The following is a 20838-nucleotide window of genomic DNA, read 5'->3' as shown; positions in this document are numbered from 1 at the left end:
CGCCACCGCAAATTCTGGCGAGCGATCTTTCCGGTCTCGCCCTCGATCTCGCCCACTGGGGCGTTCACGACCCTTCCGCGCTCGCATTTCTCGATGCGCCGCCTGAAGCTGCACTGAAAGAATCGGTGGCGCTTCTCAAAAACCTCGGTGCCCTCGATAACAGCGGCGGGCTGACGCGACAGGGCCATCTGATGCGTGGCCTTTCATTGCCGCCGCGGCTTGCGGCCATGGTGATTGCCTCGGCGGAAGAAGGTGCCGGGAAAAAGGCGGCGATGCTCGCCGTCATGCTGACGGAACAGGGACTGGGTGGCAACGACATCGACCTAGATGAAAGGCTGCGGCGCTTTTTTTCCGAGAGAAGTGAGAGGGCACAGGCGGCGCGCAAGCTTGCATCAAGGCTGCTCGACGCGATCGGCGACAAGACCGCGAAGGCTGAAACGCCGAGCGAGGTCGGTGCTCTGTTGCTGCACGCCTATCCGGACAGGATTGCGCTTCAACGCGGCGCGCGGGGGCGTTACGTGATGGCCAATGGGCGGGGCGCGGAGCTGGCCGAGACCGAACGGCTGGCGGCAAGCAAAATGCTCGTCGTGGCCGATATTACCGGACGGGCGGCGCAGCCACGTGTTCTTGCGGCGGCGGCTATCGAAAGGGCTGATATAGAAGAGCGGATGCCGCATCTTATCGTCCAGCAGGAACAGTTGCTGTTCGACAAGGCGAGCGGTCAGGCGCGGGCGCGAAAAGTGACACGCCTTGGTGCCATCATTCTCGACGAGACACCCTTGCCCAGACCCGATGGCGAACAGGCGGCGCGGGCACTTGCCAATGGCGTCAGGGAATTCGGCCTCGACATTCTTCCATTTTCGAAAGAAACCCTGCAGCTGCGTGACAGGATCGGTTTTCTGAATGCCAGCATCGGCGATCCGTGGCCTGACGTTAGCGATGCGGCGCTGCTTGCACGGCTGGAGGAATGGTTCGTTCCTTTCCAGAACGGCGCCCGCAGCCTTCAGGACATCCGGCCCGGCAGCCTCTCCGAGGGAATCCTGTCGCTGGTGCCGCATGAGGTGGCACGAGATCTCGGGCGGCTGGCACCGACGCATTTCGAAGCGCCGACGGGTCAGCGGCACCCCATCCGTTACGACGCCAGCGAACCGACGCTTTCCATTCGCGTACAGGAGCTTTTCGGACTGAAGGCCCACCCCGCCATTGCGCAGGGGCGCCTGCCGCTGCTCCTGGAATTGACCTCCCCGGCGCACAGGCCGATACAGACGACACGCGATCTTCCCGGTTTCTGGACGGGCTCGTGGAAGGATGTGCGGGCGGATATGCGCGGGCGGTATCCGCGCCATCCCTGGCCGGAGGATCCGGCCTCGGCCCTGCCGACCAGCCGTGCGAAACCGCGCGGGACGTGACGATGATGAAAAGGGTAAAGGAGAAGACGGTGGCTGGCCATCCGATCGAAACCACCAGGCTTGGCCGCGCCAGCCGCAGGATAAGGTTGCAGACTATCATCTGGCTGCGCTGGCTGGCGGTGGCCGGACAGACGGCGACGATCCTGTTTGTCGCTTTCGCGCTGAATTTTCCCCTGCCGCTTCTCGCCTGCGGACTTCTGATCGCGGCGCTGGCGCTTGCCAATCTGTTTCTCACCGCCCGTTTTCCGTCCACCTATCGTCTGGAGCCGTGGGAAGCGACATTGCTGCTCGCCTTCGACCTGCTGCAACTGACGGCACTGATCTATATTACCGGTGGACTTTCCAATCCCTTCGCGCCGCTGATCTGCGTGCAGGTCATCATCGCCTTTGCCTCGCAGCCGCTGAAGCATTCGCTCATCCTGCTCGGCTTTGCCGTCATCTGCTCGACGGCGATCGCCTTTTCGCCTTTTCCTGTTCCCTGGTACCCCGACGAGGTTTTGCCGATCCAGCTTCTGCTGCATGTCGGCACCTGGGTTGCGATCATCGCTACTACGTCTTTCGCGGCCTTTTATGCCTATCGCGTTTCACATGAGGCCAATCAACTGGCTGATGCGCTGGCGGCAACGGAGCTGGTGCTGGAGCGGGAAAAACACCTTTCCCAGCTCGACGGGCTGGCGGCAGCGGCAGCGCATGAGCTCGGCACGCCGCTTGCGACAATCAGCGTCGTCGCCAAGGAAATGGAACGGGAACTGGGGCATGATGAGAAATACGGCGAAGACATCGCGCTGCTGCGCAGCCAGAGCGAAAGATGCCGCGATATTCTGCGCCGGCTCACCTCGCTTTCCGCCGACAACGAGGAGCATATGAGCCGCCTTCCACTTTCCTCGCTGATCGAGGAGGTGATGGCGCCGCATCGCGAGTTTGGCATTCGCCTGGAACTGGTGGAAAAGACTGGCCGTGCCGAGGAGCCGGTCGGTATCCGCAACGCCGGCATTATCTACGGACTGGGCAACCTCATCGAAAATGCCGTGGACTATGCGCGTGAGAAGGTGACCGTGACGGTGGATCACGATGCCCAGAACGTCGCCGTCACCATAGAGGATGACGGTCCGGGTTATGCCCATGACGTGCTTGCCCGTATCGGCGAGCCCTATGTGACCGAACGTCACAATGATACGCGCGCCGGTGGGCTCGGGCTCGGGCTTTTCATCGCCAAGACCTTGCTGGAGCGTTCCGGCGCGGCCGTCACCTTTGAGAATCGCGCGTCAAGCAAAAGCGGGGCGCGGGTCACAATCGTCTGGCCTCGGGCGCTGATGGACGATAAAAGAAGCCGTTGACTTTACCATCCACGTTGAAGCGGCGATAAGAAGAAGAAAATCAAGCCGATGAAGTTGCCGGAAGGCCGGAAACATGAAGATTGAAGACCAGACCCCAGCCACCAGCGAACCGGTGGACGATATCGATCCGATCGGACCCGACAGATCGCTGCTGATCGTCGACGATGACGGCCCGTTTCTGCGCCGGCTTGCCCGGGCCATGGAAACGCGCGGCTTTGCCGTCGATACTGCCGAGACAGTGAGCGAGGGCATTGCCCGCTCCAAGGCCGCGCCGCCGAAATATGCGGTCGTCGATTTGAGGCTTGCTGACGGCAACGGGCTGGAAGTGATCGAAGCCATCAGGCAGAACCGGGACGATACACAGATCGTCGTTTTGACCGGCTACGGCAATATCGCCACCGCCGTGACTGCCGTGAAGCTCGGTGCGCTGGACTATCTCGCCAAACCCGCCGATGCGGACGATGTCTTTAATGCTCTGACACAGCGCAAGGGTGAAAAGACCGAGGTTCCCGAAAACCCCATGTCGGCAGACCGCGTGCGCTGGGAGCATATTCAGCGGGTTTATGAAATGTGCGAACGCAATGTTTCGGAAACGGCGCGTCGGCTCAACATGCATCGGCGCACCCTGCAGCGCATTCTCGCGAAACGCGCTCCGAAGTGAAGCATTTCCAGTAAAAGTGCGCAATGGTTTTACGTCCGGATAATGGGCTGGAACCGAACGCTATTCCCCGAAACTGCGCCCGGTCGTCCATTCAGCCAACATAAGCCGGGTTGCAGCGGTTCTTGAAAAATCCAGCATTACCGATTTGCGGGTCGCCGGTGGCAATTTGTGCTCCGGCGCATCTCGCAGCATGTGTGCTCCATAGCCATCCGAGAGGATCAGCCCACATTCCTCAGGGAATATGTCGGTCGGAACTTCCGGATGAGTGGCGAAAAATAGCCGGTCGCAATGCAGGCGATAATCCGGCCATTTACGATCGACGCGGAAATCCTCGATCGAGGATTTGATTTCGATGATCCAGATTTCACCCTTGGCCGACAGGCTAATGAGATCGGCTCTGCGTCCGCTCGCAAGCGGCAGTTCCGGCAGAACCGAATGGCGCATCTCATGCAACAGCACCTGTACGCCGCGACGTACCAGCATCGCCTTGTCCGACTGGCGGCCGTCGATTAACGGATTATTATTGGTAAAGGAAAGAATAGTCATGGATAAAGGCTGCTGAAGCGTTTGGCCTATTGTTGCAAAAAGGCAATCAACCGGCAATTTTAAAGGCGTTGCCGTTTCGCGGCTGCACAATGGCTTGCCAAGTGCGACTTAATGGAAAATAACCGATTTATCCAATTAAGCCTACTCCTTCGCACAATTTGGCGAATTTTCCGCGAGAACGACATGCGCATCCGCACCCCATTGACCCTACTCGGTCTGACGGCAGCACTGGCACTGGCCGGCTGCGCCGAAACGACTTCCCAATCCTCCGCTCCGACCTCCGGCAAGATCGCGGCGTCAGTGCCGGTTGCTGACCCCGTTCCGGCGAAGGTCGAAACGGTCCAGATTTTCAACGATGTCTACGGTCCCGTGACCGATGCGGGTTATGCGCTGCCGGCCATTCCGATCAATCGCGTGAATGAGAAGTACCGCCGCCAGATCGTCGAGTTCCAGACATCCGAGCGTCCCGGCACCATCATCGTCAATACGCGCGATCGTTACCTCTATTATATCATGTCCGGTAACCGCGCTGTGCGTTACGGCATTGGCGTCGGCAAGGCAGGTTTTGCATGGGCCGGTGAAGCCTATGTGGCCTGGAAGCAGGAATGGCCGATGTGGCATCCGCCGAAGGAAATGGCCGACCGCAAGCCGGAAGTGGCCAAATATGTCGAGGCCGGCATGGGCCCGGGCCTTTCCAACCCGCTCGGCGCGCGCGCCATGTATCTCTTCAACGAAAAGGGACAGGACACGCTGTTCCGCATCCATGGTTCGCCCGAATGGGCTTCGATCGGCACTGCTGCCTCTTCGGGCTGCATCCGCATGATCAACCAGGATGTGATCGATCTCTATAGCCGCGTCCGCCCCGGCCGCAGCACCAAGGTCGTCGTGATCCAGTAAAAGTTACATCAGATCAAGAAAAAGCCGCCGAGGATTTTCCCGGCGGCTTTTTTGTTTATGGAAACGCTAGAGAATTTCCGGTGAAAACGGGATCACCTGCAATGCTCAATCTCTTTGGTTTTCAGCATTTCCGGACGTAAAACCGCTACGCACTTTTACTGGAAATACCAGGCGGCCGCTTCAGCCCGCCTGCTTTGCTTTCAGCTCCAGACGGCGGCGGTGCAGAACCGGTTCGGTGTAGCCGTTCGGCTGTTCACGGCCCTTCAGCACCAGCTCGACAGCAGCCTGGAAAGCCACCGATCCATCGAAATCCGATGCCATCGGCAGATAGGCCGGATCGCCGGCATTCTGCGTGTCCACTACCGCGGCCATGCGCTTCATGGTCTTGATGATCTGGGCCTCCGTCACCACGCCGTGGCGCAGCCAGTTCGCCATGTGCTGGGCGGAAATGCGCAGCGTGGCGCGGTCCTCCATCAGGCCAATATTGTTGATGTCAGGCACCTTGGAGCAGCCGACACCCTGATCGACCCAGCGAACAACATAACCGAGAATGCCCTGGGCGTTATTATCAAGCTCGCGCTGGATTTCCTCCGGCGTCCAGTTGGGACGCGGTGCGACCGGCACCGACAGGATATCGGAGAGCTTTGCGCGACCGCGGCTTTTCAGGCCTTCCTGAACGGCTGCGACGTCGACCTTATGGTAATGCGTGGCGTGCAACGTCGCCGCCGTCGGCGACGGCACCCAGGCGGTATTGGCGCCGGCTTTCGGATGCGCGATCTTCTGCTCCAGCATGGCAGCCATCAGATCCGGCATGGCCCACATGCCCTTGCCGATCTGGGCGTGGCCGGAGAGACCGCATTCGAGGCCAATATCGACGTTCCAGTTTTCATAAGCCGCGATCCATGCAGCCTGTTTCATGTCGCCCTTGCGGATCATCGGGCCTGCTTCCATAGAGGTATGGATTTCGTCGCCGGTGCGATCGAGGAAGCCGGTATTGATGAAGACTACGCGATCCTTCGCCGCGCGAATGCTTTCCTTGAGGTTGACGGTGGTGCGGCGCTCCTCATCCATGATGCCCATTTTCATGGTGTTCGGCGCCATGCCCACAAGATTTTCGACGCGGGCGAATATCTCGTTGGCGAAAGCAACCTCTTCCGGTCCGTGCATCTTCGGCTTGACGACATACATGGAGCCGGCGCGGGAATTCTGGCGTCGTCCGGACGGGCCGACATCGTAAAGCGCGATCAGCGCCGTGACGACGGCATCCATAATGCCTTCCGGCACGTCGCGGCCATCCCTGTCGAGGATCGCCGGATTGGTCATGAGATGACCGACATTGCGCACCAGCATCAGGGAACGGCCCGGCAGCGTGAGCGCGGAACCATCGGGAGCGGTATAATAACGATCCGGGTTGAGGCGGCGGGTGAAAGTGTTGCCGCCCTTGGAGACGGCTTCCGTCAAATCGCCGCGCATCAGGCCAAGCCAGTTGCCGTAAACCAGCACCTTGTCCTCGGCATCGACGGCGGCGACAGAATCCTCGCAATCCATGATGGTCGTCAGCGCTGATTCGAGAATGACGTCCGATATGCCTGCTCTATCGCTTTTGCCGATTTCGGTCGAGGGATCGATGACGATTTCCGTGTGCAGACCGTTCTTGCCGAGCAGGATCGTGGCGGGCTTTGCCGCTTCACCGCTGAAACCTTTGAATTGAACTGCATCCTTGAGGCCAGTCGTGGCAGCACCGATGGCAAGCTGCAACAGGCCGTCAGCAATATTGAAGCCTGTGACGTCGGACCAGCTTCCTGTCTCGAGCGGGGCGGATTCATCGAGGAAATTGCGCGCCCAAGCGATGACCTTGTCACCACGCTTCGGATTGTAACCCCTGCCCTTTTCCGCACCGTCGGCATCGGAAATGGCGTCTGTGCCGTAGAGCGCATCATAAAGCGAACCCCAGCGGGCATTGGCGGCGTTCAGCGCATAACGCGCATTCATGACGGGAACAACGAGTTGCGGACCGGCGACGACGGCAATTTCCGGGTCGACATTATTAGTTTCGACCTTGAAGCCGGGACCTTCCGGCAGCAGGTAGCCGATCTCCTTCAGGAAGGCCTCATAGGCATCGAAATCCGAGGGAGCGCCGTTCTCACGGTACCAACCATCGATTTTTTCCTGCAGCGCATCGCGCTTGGCAAGCAGTTCACGATTCTTCGGAGAAAGCTCATGGACGATGGCCGAAAAACCCTCAAAGAAGGTCTCGCTGTCCAGACCTGTGCCCGGAAGCACCTCGTCCGTCAAAAAGGCATACAGCCTGTCGTCAATGGAAAGACCGAATTTATCCGTGCGGCTCACATGCGCCTCCTTATATTCTGAAGGCATAGATTGGACGCTGAGGCGGTCGCTCGTCAATCGCGGCATCCAGCCAAATATTATTTCCTTTTTGGAAACAATATGGCGGATAATAGTCTTTTTCTACAAAAGCGCCTGCAGATCCTTGATGCGGTCGTTTACCAGCCAGCCGTAATAATTTTCTTCCGGCAATAGCGGCTGCTCGCCGCCTCCGGCGCGTTGGCGGTTCTTCTGTGCAAGCGCAGCCGCACGCTGCTGCGAACCGCCGACATTATAAAGCGTGGAGGTCACACCAGGATTCTTCGAAATATCCATGTCGGCGATCGATCGGTAGTCGTCGATCGACTTGCGGATGGAGGCTGCCATGAAGGCGAGCGAGCGGTCCGGATCCATGATAGCCGTATAAACGGCAGTGGCATCGTTTTCATCCAGCTTTTCGTAACCGGAGGTTCTCGACACCATGTCGGACAGCATCAGCGCTGTTAGCGGGTTGATCTGGCCGAGGCCGAAGGTCTGGCCGGCATAAAATGGCTGGAAGAAAACGGCGCTGAAACGGTTGTTCGGATAGGCCACGCCGTCGACTGTTTTGCCACGGAAGCTGTCGTCCCAGACATCTTCGCGGCAGTTCCAGAGGCTGTAGGAATCCTTCTTCGCCTGGCATTTGGAAAATTGCGCATGCGTCAGAAACTGCGCAATCGTCTCATCCTTGTAGCCGAAGCGGAAACTGCTACCGGCATAGGAGGCCGCCTTGACGTAATAGGACTGCAGACGGTCATAAGCGTCGACATTATAGGTGTGTTCGCCGACGATCGCGCCGACCATATGAATTGGATCGATGCCGTAGCGTCCGGCGGTCGACTTGATCTTGGCGATCAGCGCCTTGTCGGAGGACAAAAGGTCGATCACCTTCTGGTACTTGCGTTCGAAAGAGCTGTTGGACGCCTTGGTTCTGCGGGCGGAAGCGCCGGGAACACCCGGCTGTTCGGCATTGCGATTGCCCGGGGGAACAACCGTCGCGGCCTCGGCATAAGAAGACGAAACGGCGGAAACCGCCAGAGCCACGACAAATGCCAGAAGAATTTTGCGCACGAGCGACTGCCTTTTCTCGAGCCGGCCCTTCCCGGCATGACAAGCGGGAAAACCGGATCATTCCACGAAAGCGGTTCCAACCGGAATGCAGCCCTTCCCATAAACAAAATGCGGGCTGAATGCGAGATGAGGCAGATAAAATAAAAGAGTGCGGCAAATATGGCCGCACTCTTCTTTCGTTGTCCCTGAAGTCTTCAGAGAATGTAACGCGACAAATCCGTATCGGCGGCAAGATCGCCGACATGTTTTTTGACGTATTCCTGATCGATCTTGACGGCAGACCCACCACGATCCGGTGCGTTGAAGGAGATCTCGTCGAGAACGCGCTCCATCACGGTCTGCAGGCGGCGCGCACCGATGTTTTCGACCGATGAGTTGAGATGAACGGCGACATCGGCCAGTGCATCGATGGCGTCATCTGTGAAATCGAGATCAAGTTCTTCCGTTGCCATCAGCGCCTTGTACTGGCGGATAAGGCTTGCTTCCGTCTCGGTGAGGATACGGCGGAAATCTTCCTTGGTCAGCGGCTTCAACTCGACGCGGATCGGCAGGCGACCCTGAAGCTCCGGCAGAAGATCCGACGGCTTCGCCACATGGAAGGCTCCAGAGGCGATGAAGAGGACATGGTCGGTTTTGACAGGGCCATATTTCGTCGAAACCGTCGTGCCTTCTACAAGCGGCAGGAGATCGCGCTGCACACCCTCGCGGGAGACGCCGGCGCCCATGCCGCCATCGCGGGCGGCGATCTTGTCGATCTCGTCGAGGAAGACGATGCCGTCATTTTCCACCGACTTCACCGCCTCGCGCTGGATCATTTCATTATCCAGCAGCTTGTCGGATTCGTCGCGGACAAGATCGGTATAGGACTTCGAGACCGTGGTGCGCACCTTCTTGGTACGTCCGCCCATAGCCTTGCCGAACATTTCCGACAGGTTCAGCACGCCGATATTGGCGCCCGGCATGCCGGGAATTTCGAAACCGGGCATGCCCGAGCCGCTATCCGCCACCTCGATATCGATTTCCTTGTCGTCCAGCTCACCGTCGCGCAGCTTTTTGCGGAAGCTCTCACGCGTGCCCGGCGATGCGGTCGAGCCAACAAGTGCATCAAGCACCCGTTCCTCGGCGCTTTGATGCGCCTTAGCCTGGACTTCGGCGCGCTTCTTTTCGCGCACGAGACCGATACCGATCTCCACCAGATCGCGGATGATCTGCTCGACATCGCGGCCGACATAACCGACTTCGGTGAATTTGGTGGCTTCGACCTTGATGAAAGGCGCGCCGGCCAGCTTGGCGAGGCGGCGGGAAATCTCCGTCTTGCCGACACCGGTCGGCCCGATCATCAGAATGTTTTTTGGCATGACTTCGTCGCGCAGGCTCTCATCGAGCTGCTGGCGGCGCCAGCGGTTGCGCAGTGCAATCGCGACCGCGCGTTTTGCATCATGCTGGCCGATGATGTGGCGGTCGAGTTCCGAGACGATCTCCCGGGGAGAAAAAGTGGTCATTCTATCCTCTCGGCTTTCCTGCTCCGGCCGGCCATTCCGGCCCGGCCCACAGGACCCTTGGGTGAGAAATGGGGTTGAGAAATTCGCTTATTCTGCGTCGAGCGTTTCGACGACGAGATTATGGTTGGTATAAACGCAGATATCGGCGGCGATATCGAGCGACTGGCGCGCTACCTCTTCGGCCGACTTGTCCGTGTCCATCATGGCGCGGGCGGCGGCGAAGGCATAGTTGCCGCCGGAGCCGATGGCGATTGCGCCGTGTTCCGGTTCCAGCACATCCCCATTACCGGTGATGGCAAGCGTGGTCGATTTATCGGCCACCAGCATCATCGCTTCGAGATTGCGCAGATATTTGTCCGTGCGCCAGTCCTTCGCAAGCTCCACGGCTGCGCGCATCAACTGGCCGGGATATTGCTCAAGCTTCTTTTCGAGACGGTCGAGCAGCGTGAAGGCATCCGCCGTCGCACCGGCAAAACCGGCAATCACCTCACCCTTGCCGATACGGCGAACCTTGCGGGCATTGCCCTTCATGACGGTCTGGCCAAGGCTTACCTGCCCGTCGCCAGCCATGACGACCTTGCCGCCCTTCCTGACTGTAATAATTGTTGTCATCAAACACCTGTCTGCCCTGACGGGCCTGGGGTTAACGGGCCGGGACACGGCCCTCTGTGGCTCTATGTAAGTTTGCTTTTCACGATTGCAATCTTCGGGGCGACGCACCGTTTTCGGCGCGTCACGCAAGACGATGGAACAACTGGATATTTGTGTCCCGTGCTGATAAGGAACGGCAACATTTTCACGGAGCGGCCAAAATGGCAGAACGTAAAGGCGAGATTATCCGCAAGACCAACGAAACCTCGGTTTCGGTGCGCGTGGATATCGACGGCACCGGCAAATCGAAAATTTCCACCGGCGTGGGATTTTTCGACCATATGCTGGACCAGCTCAGCCGCCATTCGCTGATCGACATGGACATCGAAGTTCAGGGCGATCTGCATATCGATGACCACCACACCGTGGAAGACACCGGCATCGCCATCGGCCAGGCAATTGCCAAGGCGCTGGGCGACCGGCGTGGCATTACCCGTTACGCCTCGCTCGATCTGGCCATGGACGAAACGATGACCAAGGCTGCCGTCGATATTTCCGGCAGGCCGTTCCTTGTGTGGAACGTCAATTTCTCCGCGCCGAAGATCGGCACCTTCGATACCGAACTGGTGCGCGAGTTCTTTCAGGCACTCGCCCAGAATGCCGGCATTACGCTGCATATCCTGAACCATTACGGCGCCAACAACCACCATATCGCCGAAACGTGCTTCAAGGCCGTTGCCCGCGTTCTTCGCACGGCAACCGAGATCGACCCCCGGCAGGCAGGCCGCGTTCCCTCGACCAAGGGTATGCTGGCCTGACGCCAAAGCTGTCAGGAAGCCCATGACAAGCTATCTCGTTCTGGAAGCCCCCAACGGGCCGGACAGGGACCACAAGACGACCCGCTTCATTGCAGACCGTTTCGTCTGGCTGGCACTGATTGCGCCCTGGTTATGGCTTGCCGTCAACCGGCTGTGGCTGACGACGGCAGTTGTTGTCATTGCCACACTTGTGGCCGGGCAAATCTCAATGTTAGCCGGATTCGAACCCGTCGGCATTCTCCTTGGTTTCGCCATCGGGCTTATCACGGCGCTGGAGGGGCGTGATTTTCTCGTCCGGCACCTGATCCGCAAAGGCTGGACGCTGACTTCGGTCATTTCCGCCCCTGATCTTTCAAGCGCGGAAGATATATATTTCTCCAGCCTCTCCGAAAACGCCGACAAGGCGGAACAGTTGTCCCGGCCGGTCTGGACCACTTCTGCGCAAAAGAGCGGTGGCAAAAACTTCGTCGACGATCCCGCCGGATCGTTTCTTTTCGACTTGAATGGAAGGCGCTGACATGCGTGTCGCGATTATCGACTACGGTTCGGGCAATTTGCGTTCGGCCACCAAAGCTTTCGAGCGTGCCGCCCGCGAGGCTGGCATCGACGCAACCATCGATCTGACCGACAAGCCGGATCACGTCGCTTCGGCGGACCGCATCGTCCTGCCGGGCGTCGGTGCCTATGCGGATTGCAGTGCGGGTCTGAATGCCATGCCCGGTATGCACGAGGCGCTCATCGAAGCCGTCGAGAAAAAAGCCCATCCTTTCCTCGGCATCTGCGTCGGCATGCAGCTGATGTCCTCGCGCGGACTGGAAAAGACCGTCAGCACCGGGCTCGGCTGGATCGAAGGTGACGTCGTGGAAATGACGCCGTCCGATCCCACTCTTAAAATCCCGCAGATCGGCTGGAATACGCTGGAAATCCGCCACGCGCACCCGCTGTTCGACGGCATAAAGACCGGTGCGGATGGGCTGCACGCCTATTTCGTGCATTCCTATCATCTGGCGGCCAAGCACTCGACTGACGTCATCGCCACCACCAATTATGGTGGCGCGATGACGGCTTTCGTCGGCCGCGACAACATGGCGGGCGCGCAGTTCCACCCGGAAAAAAGCCAGACGCTCGGCCTTGCCCTGATTTCCAATTTCCTGCGCTGGAAGCCCTGACATGATTCTTTTTCCCGCAATCGATCTCAAAGACGGTGAGTGCGTTCGCCTGAAACTCGGCGATATGGAGCAGGCAACCGTCTATAACGAGGACCCCGGTGCGCAGGCGAAGGCCTTTGAGGACCAGGGGTTTGAATGGCTGCATGTGGTTGATCTCAACGGTGCCTTTGCTGGTGAGACGGTCAATGGCGCAGCGGTTGATGCCATTTTGAAATCCACGAAAAACCCGGTGCAGCTGGGCGGTGGTATTCGCACACTCGACCATATCGAAGCTTGGCTCAGCCGTGGGCTGGCCCGTGTCATCCTCGGCACCGTGGCAGTGCGCGATCCGGTGCTGGTTATCGAAGCCTGCAAACGTTTCCCCGGCCAGGTCGCCGTCGGCATCGACGCCAAGGGCGGCAAGGTTGCGGTGGAAGGCTGGGCGGAAGCCTCCGAGCTCGGTATCATCGAACTTGCCAAACGTTTCGAAGGTGCCGGCGTTGCCGCCATCATCTATACCGACATCGATCGCGACGGCATTCTGGCCGGCATCAACTGGGCCTCGACGCTGGAACTGGCGGATGCCGTGTCGATCCCTGTCATCGCTTCCGGCGGCCTTGCCTCCATCGACGACATCAAACGAATGTTGCAGCCGGATGCCGCAAAGCTCGAGGGTGCGATTTCAGGCCGTGCCCTTTATGACGGGCGTATCGACCCCACCGAAGCGCTTGACCTCATCAAGGCCGCGAAGGAGGTACGTGCATGACCCTCAAAGCCCGCATTATTCCCTGCCTCGACGTGAAAGACGGACGTGTCGTCAAGGGTGTGAACTTCGTCGACCTGATCGATGCTGGCGACCCGGTCGAGGCAGCAAAAGCCTATGACGCGGCGGGAGCGGATGAACTCTGCTTCCTCGACATCACCGCGTCCTCGGACAATCGCGACACCATCTTCGATGTCGTCTCACGCACTGCGGACCATTGCTTCATGCCGGTGACGGTCGGTGGCGGGGTTCGTAGCGTCGCGGATATTCGTAAGCTGCTTCTTTGCGGTGCGGACAAGGTCTCTATCAACTCCGCAGCTGTCAAGGATCCCGACTTCGTTGCGCAGGCGGCCGACAAGTTCGGCAACCAATGCATCGTCGTTTCCATCGACGCCAAGCGGGTTTCCAAAGATGGCGAAGCTGACCGCTGGGAAATTTTTACCCATGGCGGACGCCAGCCAACTGGTATCGATGCCGTGGAATTCGCCATCAAGATGGTTGAACGGGGTGCCGGCGAATTGCTCGTCACCTCGATGGATCGCGACGGCACCAAGAGCGGTTATGATATCGGCCTGACGCGCAGCATTGCCGATCAGGTTCGCGTGCCCGTCATCGCCTCGGGCGGCGTTGGTACGCTTGATGATCTGGTGGCAGGTGTTCGCGATGGCCACGCGACGGCAGTGCTTGCCGCTTCCATCTTCCACTTCGGCACCTATTCGATCGGTGAAGCCAAGAGCTACATGGCCGAACATGGCATTGCCATGCGTCTCGACTGATTGCAGGAACATCCCATGAGCGCATTTTCCCTTTCCGATCTGGAACGCATCGTCGCGAAGCGTGCCGCTGCATCCCCTGATGAATCCTGGACGGCCAAGCTGGTTGCTGCCGGCCAGGAGCGCGCAGCAAAGAAGCTGGGCGAAGAAGCGGTTGAAGCCGTCATCGCTGCCATCGCACAGGATCGCGACGGGCTTAAAAACGAAGCAGCCGACCTGCTTTACCATCTGCTGGTGGTGCTGAAGATCGCCGACATTCCCTTGAGCGATGTTTTTGCCGAACTGGAGCGTCGCACAGGTCAGACCGGCCTTGCGGAAAAGGCGGCGAGGCCGACACCATGAAGATTGAGGCGGGCAGCGGGGAGAGAGGCATGCCAGGCACACTCGATCATTTTCGTGCGGACGAATATTCGCCCTATCACTTCTTCAGTTCCGAAGAATGGGCCAAATTCCGCGCTGACACGCCACTGACGCTTTCCGCCGATGAGGTGAAGCGGCTGCGATCGCTGGATGACCCCATCGATCTGGATGAAGTGCGGCGCATTTACCTGTCGCTGTCGCGCCTCCTTTCATCGCATGTTGAAGCGTCGCAGCTGCTTTTCGAACAGCGCAACCGCTTTCTGAATATGGGGGATGTCAACAAGACGCCCTTCGTCATCGGCATTGCCGGATCGGTGGCCGTTGGCAAATCGACGACAGCGCGTATCCTGAAAGAGCTTCTGGCGCGGTGGCCTTCCAGCCCGAAGGTCGATCTCATCACCACTGACGGGTTTCTTTACCCGAACGAGGTGCTGCGGCGCGAAAACCTGATGGAGCGCAAGGGCTTTCCGGAAAGCTACGATATCGGCGCGCTGCTGCGTTTTCTTTCGGCGATCAAGGCGGGCCAGCCGAATGTGAAGGCCCCGCGTTATTCGCACCTGACCTACGACGTGTTGCCGAACGAATTCACCGTCATCGACCAGCCGGATATCCTGATCTTCGAAGGCATCAACGTGCTGCAATCCCGTGACCTTCCGGCGGGCGGTCGTATCGTGCCGATCGTTTCCGACTTCTTCGATTTCTCGATCTATATCGATGCCGATGAGGATTTCATTCACAACTGGTATGTGAACCGGTTCATGAACCTGAGACAGACCGCCTTCCGCGACCCGAACTCATTCTTCAACCGGTATGCGTCGATCAGCGAAGAGGCGGCACTCAGCATTGCCGAAGGGCTCTGGCAGAACATCAACCTGAAGAACCTGCGCCAGAACATCGTGCCGACGCGCCCGCGCGCCGATCTTATTCTGCGCAAGGGAGAGAACCACCTGATAGATACGGTGGCGCTGCGAAAGCTCTGACAAACTGGGTGCTTGCGGGTTAATCGCCCGAGGGTTTGCCGCGCATTTTCTTGATATCGGAACGACCGGATTTTGCCTTGAGGCGGCGTTCGACAGATCCCTTGGTGGGTTTGGTGGCCTTGCGCACCGGCGGCGGCGGGGCGGCAGCTTCCAGTATCAGCTCCTTCAGCCGCTCGCGCGCATCTTCACGATTGCGCTCCTGACTTCGAAACCGGCTGGCCTCGATCATCAGCACACCCTCTTTCGAAACACGTCGACCGCCAAGCCTGACGGCATTGGCCTTCACCCGATCCGAGAGGGACGGTGAATTGGCAATATCGAAAAACAGCTGAACCGCCGTCGAGACCTTGTTGACGTTCTGGCCGCCCGGCCCGCCGGCCAGCACGAATTGCTCCGTCAGCTCCCAGCCGGCGATGGTGATACGGTTGCTGATGTAAAGCGGGTCGCTGGCCATGATCTTTCTCCGCGCCGGTGATGCCACAGAACGCAAAAAATGAAAACAGCGGACAAAATGAAAGAACCCGGCAAAAAGAAACCCGGCACTGGGCCGGGTTCCCTCCTCCTCACGAAAGACTTTATATTCATTCAGCCGCGAGCAGAAGGCCCGGGGCTGCGTCGCGAACCTTGCTGTCGACGTGATCTTCGAACTTGGTGAAGTTCGAAACGAACATCGATACCAGCTTCTTCGCCTGCGCGTCGTAAGCTGCGCCATCGGCCCAGGTGGAACGTGGATCAAGGATCGCACCATCGACGCCGTCGAGCGACAGCGGTACGGCGAAACCGAAATTCGCATCGGTGCGGAATTGCGCATTCTTCAGGTCGCCGGTAAGTGCGGCGGTCAGAAGCGCGCGCGTCGCCTTGATGGGCATACGCTTGCCGATGCCATAGGCGCCGCCGGTCCAGCCGGTATTGACCAGCCAGCAATCGACGCCGTGCTTGCCGATCAGCTCACGCAGCAGGTTGCCGTATTCCGCCGGATGACGCGGCATGAAGGGTGCGCCGAAGCAGGTGGAGAATGTGGCTTCCGGCTCGGTCACGCCCTTTTCCGTGCCGGCAACCTTGGCGGTGTAACCGGAGAGGAAGTGGTACATGGCCTGTTCCGGCGTCAGACGCGCGATCGGCGGCAGCACGCCGAAGGCATCCGCCGTCAGCATGATGATCGTCTTCGGATGGCCGGCAATGCCCGTTTCCGATGCATTCGGAATGAAGTGCAGCGGATAGGCGCTGCGGGTGTTTTCCGTCAGCGAGTTGTCGTTGAAATCAGGAACCCGGCTTTCATCCAGCACGACGTTTTCGAGAACCGTGCCGAAACGATTGGTCGCGGCGTAGATTTCCGGCTCGGCCTCGGACGAAAGCTTGATCGCCTTGGCATAACAGCCGCCCTCGAAGTTGAAGATGCCGTGTTCGCCCCAGCCATGTTCGTCATCGCCGATCAGCGTGCGTGCCGGGTCGGCGGAGAGCGTGGTCTTGCCGGTGCCGGAGAGGCCGAAGAACACGGCGGAATCACCCTCAGGACCGACATTGGCCGAGCAATGCATCGGCATCACGCCCTTGGCCGGCAGCAGGTAGTTCAGCACCGTGAAGACCGACTTCTTGTTTTCACCGGCATAGGACGTGCCGCCGATGAGCACGAGGCCATTCGTCAGATCGCAGGCAATGACCGTTTCCGAGCGAACGCCATGACGGGCCGGATCAGCCTTGAAGCTTGGCAGGTTGATGATGGTGAGCTTCTGGCTGAAGCCCGAAAGCGTCTCCCGCTTCGGCCGGATCAGTAGATTGCGGATGAACAGCGAATGCCAGGCAAGCTCGGTGACGACGCGGGTCGGCAGCGCATTTTCCTCATCGGCACCGCCGATCAGATCCTGCACGTAAAGCGTCTTGCCGGCGGCATGGGCCAGCATGTCCTGACGCAGCAGCTCGAAATTTTCCGGCGACAGCGGCTTGTTGTTGTCCCACCAGATGGTGTTTTCGGTGGAAGCATCACGAACGACGAATTTATCCTTCGGCGAGCGGCCCGTATGCTGGCCGGTGACGGCGCGCAGCGCGCCGTCGATGGTCAGTTCGGCTTCGCCGTTACGGATCGCGTGTTCGTATAATTCGCTCTCATTGAGGTTATAAAAGACGCGGGAGGCCTCGCCCAGTCCGAGTTCCGCAACTCCATTGGCAGGATTATGAACCCCAAGCTCGTTCATGACGCGTTCCTTGTAAATGACGATAAGGCCGTTGAAATCTTCACGGAAAATACGTGCCAGCTTTTGGAAACGCAAGAGCCTGACTTTAAAAAACTTAGTAATTTCAATATATTAATCGATTTAAAAGATTTTATTTCTTTTTAAATCGGTTGAAGACGCATTAAAATCCAGCCGCAGCGTTTTTACGAAATCCTCTCGCCGCACCCCCGCGATTTCAGGGCGAGTTTTCCTTTGCCACAATTTGTTCCACCTTTATACTCAAGAGAGTGGCTCGCGGCGCACAACCTGGCTGGGTGAATGTCGGGAGTTACGAGAAAATGACGATGGAGACCAACTACATGCAGACGATCGCGCTTGTCGACGATGACCGGAATATTCTCACTTCGGTATCGATCGCGCTCGAAGCCGAAGGCTACCGGGTCGAAACGTATACGGACGGCGCCTCCGCGCTTGACGGGTTGATCGCCCGTCCGCCGCAGCTTGCCATTTTCGATATTAAGATGCCCCGCATGGACGGCATGGAGCTTTTGCGACGCCTTCGCCAGAAATCGGATATTCCCGTTATCTTCCTCACCTCGAAGGATGAGGAGATCGACGAATTGTTCGGCCTGAAGATGGGTGCAGACGATTTCATCACAAAGCCGTTTTCGCAGCGCCTTCTGGTGGAGCGCGTCAAGGCCATCCTGCGCCGTGCCAGCAGCCGTGAGGCGTCCGCTGCAACCGGCGGCACGCTGAAGCCGACCGCGGACCAGCAGGCGCGCACGCTGGAGCGTGGACAGCTCGCCATGGACCAGGAACGCCACACCTGCACCTGGAAGGGTGAGCCGGTGACGCTGACAGTGACTGAATTCCTCATCCTGCATTCGCTTGCACAGCGGCCGGGCGTGGTGAAAAGCCGCGACGCGTTGATGGATGCCGCCTATGACGAACAGGTCTATGTGGACGACCGCACCATCGACAGCCACATCAAGCGTCTTCGCAAGAAGTTCAAACTGGTCGATGGCGACTTCGATATGATTGAAACGCTTTATGGCGTAGGATATCGCTTCCGCGAAGCGGCTTAAAGAAGCCGACTCAAGCAGAAGGGACCGCCCGAACCGGGCGTGAGGACTTTAATACGTGTTGAAGAAAACGCCGGAAACCGTCTCGGACAGTGACGATGCCGAAGAACGCGGCAGCGAACGCCGCCATCGTATCCATCCGCTGACGATCATCCGGCGCATTTTCGGCAATGCGGTGTTTTCCAGCCTCACGCGCCGTATCCTCTTCTTCAATGTCGCCGCGACCGTGGTTCTGGTCGGCGGCATTCTCTACCTCAACCAGTTCCGTGAAGGGCTGATCGACGCGCGCGTGGAAAGCCTGTTGACGCAGGGCGAAATCATCGCCGGCGCGGTCTCCGCTTCCGCATCGGTCGATACCAACTCGATCACCATCAATCCGGAAAAACTGCTCGAATTGCAGGCGGGGCAGAGCATCACCCCTGCCCCCAACGACGAGGATCTGAGTTTCCCGATCAACCCGGAGCGAGTGGCGCCTGTGCTGCGGCGTCTGATTTCGCCGACACGCACGCGCGCGCGGCTGTTCGATGCCGATGCCAATCTGTTGCTCGATTCCCGCCACCTTTATTCACGCGGACAGGTTCTGCGCTTCGATCTGCCGCCGGTGACGCCGGAAACCCAGACTTGGGGTGACTGGTTCACCAGCATGTTCAACCGCATGCTGCAGCCGAGCAGCCTGCCGCAATACAAGGAAGCGCCGGGTGGCGATGGCTCGATCTATCCAGAAGTGATGAATGCGCTGACGGGGGTTCGCGGCGCGGTCGTGCGCGTGACCGAAAAGGGTGAGCTGATCGTTTCGGTCGCCGTGCCGGTTCAGCGCTTCCGGGCCGTACTAGGCGTATTGCTTTTGTCCACCCAGGCGGGAGATATCGACAAGATCGTGCATGCCGAGCGCCTTGCCATCATGCGCGTCTTCGGCATCGCCACGCTGGTCAATATCGTGTTGTCACTGCTTTTATCCTCCACCATCGCCACGCCGCTAAGACGCCTTTCGGCGGCCGCGATCCGCGTGCGCCGCGGGGCGAGAACGCGTGAGGAAATACCGGATTTCTCAGCGCGTCAGGACGAGATCGGAAACCTCTCCATAGCGTTGCGTGAAATGACGACGGCGCTCTACGACCGTATCGACGCCATCGAAAGTTTCGCCGCCGACGTCAGCCATGAACTCAAGAACCCGCTGACCTCGCTGCGCAGCGCCGTGGAAACCCTGCCACGCGCCAAGACCGAAGAGTCCAAACAGCGGCTGACCGAAATCATCTTCCATGACGTTCGGCGCCTCGATCGCCTGATCAGCGATATTTCGGACGCGTCGCGCCTCGATGCCGAGCTGGCGCGCGCCGATGCTTCGCCACTCGACCTCGATGTGCTGATGAAGGGTCTGGTGGACATATCCCGCCAGATCAGCACCAAGAAAAAGAGCGTGGCGATCGATTATGTCGCCGACCGGAAGGCCGGAGCCAAAACCTCTTTCGTAGTCAACGGCCACGATCTTCGTATCGGGCAGATTGTCACCAACCTTATCGAGAATGCACGTTCTTTCGTTTCGGAGGAAAGCGGCCGCATCACCGTGCGCCTTTCCCGCCACAAGGACCGCTGCATCGTGCAGGTGGAAGACAACGGCCCCGGCATTCAGGCAGAAGATATCGACCGAATTTTCGAGCGGTTTTATACAGACCGGCCGGCCAGCGAAGGTTTCGGCCAGAATTCCGGCCTTGGCCTTTCCATCAGCCGCCAGATCGCGGAAGCCCATGGCGGCAGCCTCCGGGCGGAAAACGTGGTCGACAAATACGGCGTTATATCAGGCGCGCGCTTCACCCTGTCGCTGCCGGCGGCCGAAACCCATGAACGCTGAACGCTTCAACCTGCATGCGACCGCCATCGTCGTCGACGGCACCGGCATCCTCTTCACGGGTCCGTCGGGAAGCGGCAAGAGCGAGCTCGCCTTCAGCTTTTTGACAGAGGCGGAACGGTGCGGATTGCCGGCGGCCCTGATCGCGGACGATCAGATTTTCGTGTATCGCGACGGCGAAACCATCATCGCCGAGCGGCCGGAAGCAATCGCCGGACTACTGGAATTGCGCGGCAGCGGCATTGTTTCCGTCAAAAGCGTCCCAAGTGGTGTACTACATTTCGCCGTCACGACAGTTCTTTCACCGGAAAATCCAAGACTTCCCGAAGATGACGAAGCGTTGTTAATGCCCTGCGGTGGGCATCTTCGGCTTCTGCGTATTCCCCTCTCCAGTCTTGTGCCCTATGGAAAGTTTGCTGCACTTGCTCAGAATCTTTTTAAAACGAATGTGAAGTGACCGTGATTCAGGCGATTTTAGGCTTGCGATTCGCATTTTCCTCATCAAGATGAAATCCCACC

General features: G+C 58.9%; 21 protein-coding genes (1 of these 21 running past the window's edge). 14 read left to right on the top strand and 7 right to left on the bottom strand.

What is annotated here, in order from left to right; translation table 11 throughout:
• The 3 genes from hrpB to ATU_RS00245 form a co-directional block, all read left to right on the top strand.
• A protein-coding gene (hrpB, locus tag ATU_RS00255) for an ATP-dependent helicase HrpB (protein ID WP_010970628.1) crosses the window boundary here: on the top strand, positions 1-1409 show its 3' portion. 1078 nt of this gene lie to the left of the window's left edge; 1409 of the gene's 2487 nt are visible here — the last part of the coding sequence; the start codon falls outside the window, past its left edge; its stop codon occupies positions 1407-1409.
• Between the two features lie 29 nt (positions 1410-1438).
• A complete protein-coding gene (gene actS / locus ATU_RS00250; protein ID WP_010970627.1) occupies positions 1439-2746 on the top strand; it encodes a two-component system sensor histidine kinase ActS in 1308 nt (435 codons plus the stop codon).
• 73 nt (positions 2747-2819) lie between these two features.
• Positions 2820-3407 (top strand): ActR/PrrA/RegA family redox response regulator transcription factor, encoded by a 588-nt coding sequence (locus ATU_RS00245; protein WP_010970626.1) that lies wholly within the window; start codon positions 2820-2822, stop codon positions 3405-3407.
• Positions 3408-3467: 60 nt separating this feature from the next.
• On the opposite strand, the gene ATU_RS00240 is transcribed toward ATU_RS00245, so the two are convergent.
• Positions 3468-3953 carry an MmcB family DNA repair protein gene (locus tag ATU_RS00240; RefSeq protein WP_006311123.1) on the bottom strand — a complete coding sequence of 162 codons (486 nt, stop codon included), beginning with the start codon at positions 3951-3953 and terminating at the stop codon, positions 3468-3470.
• A gap of 183 nt (positions 3954-4136) precedes the next feature.
• Here ATU_RS00240 and ATU_RS00235 point away from each other — a divergent pair, with 183 nt between their 5' ends.
• Positions 4137-4850: a L,D-transpeptidase gene (locus tag ATU_RS00235; protein ID WP_006311122.1), complete on the top strand. Its 714-nt coding sequence runs from the start codon at positions 4137-4139 to the stop codon at positions 4848-4850.
• A gap of 180 nt (positions 4851-5030) precedes the next feature.
• Here the strand turns inward: ATU_RS00235 and ATU_RS00230 are convergent, their stop codons facing one another.
• From ATU_RS00230 to hslV, 4 genes are all read right to left on the bottom strand, one after another.
• Positions 5031-7199 (bottom strand): malate synthase G, encoded by a 2169-nt coding sequence (locus ATU_RS00230; RefSeq protein ID WP_035258105.1) that lies wholly within the window; start codon positions 7197-7199, stop codon positions 5031-5033.
• A 120-nt stretch (positions 7200-7319) separates the two neighbouring features.
• Positions 7320-8285 (bottom strand): DUF1402 family protein, encoded by a 966-nt coding sequence (locus ATU_RS00225; RefSeq protein WP_006311118.1) that lies wholly within the window; start codon positions 8283-8285, stop codon positions 7320-7322.
• A gap of 194 nt (positions 8286-8479) precedes the next feature.
• Positions 8480-9787: an ATP-dependent protease ATPase subunit HslU gene (gene hslU / locus ATU_RS00220; RefSeq protein WP_010970624.1), complete on the bottom strand. Its 1308-nt coding sequence runs from the start codon at positions 9785-9787 to the stop codon at positions 8480-8482.
• An 87-nt stretch (positions 9788-9874) separates the two neighbouring features.
• A complete protein-coding gene (gene hslV, locus ATU_RS00215) occupies positions 9875-10399 on the bottom strand; it encodes an ATP-dependent protease subunit HslV (protein ID WP_003521197.1) in 525 nt (174 codons plus the stop codon).
• A gap of 200 nt (positions 10400-10599) precedes the next feature.
• On the opposite strand from hslV, the gene hisB reads away from it, so the two are divergent.
• From hisB to coaA, 7 genes are read left to right on the top strand one after another with little or no spacing between them, the layout of a single operon-like run.
• On the top strand, positions 10600-11196 hold the full coding sequence (hisB, locus tag ATU_RS00210) for an imidazoleglycerol-phosphate dehydratase HisB (RefSeq protein WP_010970622.1): 597 nt from the start codon (positions 10600-10602) through the stop codon (positions 11194-11196).
• A gap of 22 nt (positions 11197-11218) precedes the next feature.
• Entirely contained in the window at positions 11219-11713 is a 495-nt protein-coding gene (locus ATU_RS00205) for a DUF2628 domain-containing protein (protein WP_010972624.1), read from the top strand.
• A gap of 1 nt (position 11714) precedes the next feature.
• Positions 11715-12365 carry an imidazole glycerol phosphate synthase subunit HisH gene (gene hisH / locus ATU_RS00200; protein WP_010970621.1) on the top strand — a complete coding sequence of 217 codons (651 nt, stop codon included), beginning with the start codon at positions 11715-11717 and terminating at the stop codon, positions 12363-12365.
• Position 12366: 1 nt separating this feature from the next.
• Complete coding sequence (gene hisA, locus ATU_RS00195) at positions 12367-13110, top strand: 1-(5-phosphoribosyl)-5-[(5-phosphoribosylamino)methylideneamino]imidazole-4-carboxamide isomerase (protein ID WP_010970620.1); 744 nt, start codon at positions 12367-12369, stop codon at positions 13108-13110.
• A complete protein-coding gene (gene hisF, locus ATU_RS00190; protein ID WP_010970619.1) occupies positions 13107-13883 on the top strand; it encodes an imidazole glycerol phosphate synthase subunit HisF in 777 nt (258 codons plus the stop codon). Before hisA ends, hisF begins: the two co-directional genes overlap by 4 nt.
• A 15-nt stretch (positions 13884-13898) precedes the next feature.
• Positions 13899-14222, top strand: coding sequence for a phosphoribosyl-ATP diphosphatase (locus ATU_RS00185; RefSeq protein WP_006311110.1), 324 nt, complete (start codon positions 13899-13901; stop codon positions 14220-14222).
• Complete coding sequence (gene coaA / locus ATU_RS00180; RefSeq protein ID WP_169539100.1) at positions 14219-15220, top strand: type I pantothenate kinase; 1002 nt, start codon at positions 14219-14221, stop codon at positions 15218-15220. The genes ATU_RS00185 and coaA overlap by 4 nt, the downstream gene beginning before the upstream one ends.
• 19 nt (positions 15221-15239) lie before the next feature.
• Here the strand turns inward: coaA and arfB are convergent, their stop codons facing one another.
• On the bottom strand, positions 15240-15674 hold the full coding sequence (arfB, locus tag ATU_RS00175; RefSeq protein ID WP_010970617.1) for an alternative ribosome rescue aminoacyl-tRNA hydrolase ArfB: 435 nt from the start codon (positions 15672-15674) through the stop codon (positions 15240-15242).
• Between the two features lie 127 nt (positions 15675-15801).
• The gene (locus tag ATU_RS00170) at positions 15802-17412 is read right to left on the bottom strand and encodes a phosphoenolpyruvate carboxykinase (RefSeq protein WP_010970616.1); all 1611 of its coding nucleotides are present in this window, start codon (positions 17410-17412) and stop codon (positions 15802-15804) included.
• A gap of 338 nt (positions 17413-17750) precedes the next feature.
• Between ATU_RS00170 and chvI the strand changes: the two genes are divergently transcribed.
• From chvI to ATU_RS00155, 3 genes are read left to right on the top strand one after another with little or no spacing between them, the layout of a single operon-like run.
• The gene (gene chvI / locus ATU_RS00165) at positions 17751-18476 is read left to right on the top strand and encodes a two-component system response regulator ChvI (protein ID WP_010970615.1); all 726 of its coding nucleotides are present in this window, start codon (positions 17751-17753) and stop codon (positions 18474-18476) included.
• A 55-nt stretch (positions 18477-18531) separates the two neighbouring features.
• On the top strand, positions 18532-20322 hold the full coding sequence (chvG, locus tag ATU_RS00160) for a two-component system sensor histidine kinase ChvG (RefSeq protein WP_006311105.1): 1791 nt from the start codon (positions 18532-18534) through the stop codon (positions 20320-20322).
• Positions 20312-20776, top strand: coding sequence for an HPr kinase/phosphorylase (locus ATU_RS00155; protein ID WP_010970614.1), 465 nt, complete (start codon positions 20312-20314; stop codon positions 20774-20776). Before chvG ends, ATU_RS00155 begins: the two co-directional genes overlap by 11 nt.
• The last annotated feature ends 62 nt before the right edge of the window (positions 20777-20838 follow it).

Origin of the sequence: Agrobacterium fabrum str. C58 (assembly GCF_000092025.1) — a bacterium.
Taxonomy (GTDB): Bacteria; Pseudomonadota; Alphaproteobacteria; order Rhizobiales; family Rhizobiaceae; genus Agrobacterium; species Agrobacterium fabrum.
Note: the sequence above shows the minus strand (reverse complement) of the source record. Positions and strands in the feature narration are given on the sequence as shown.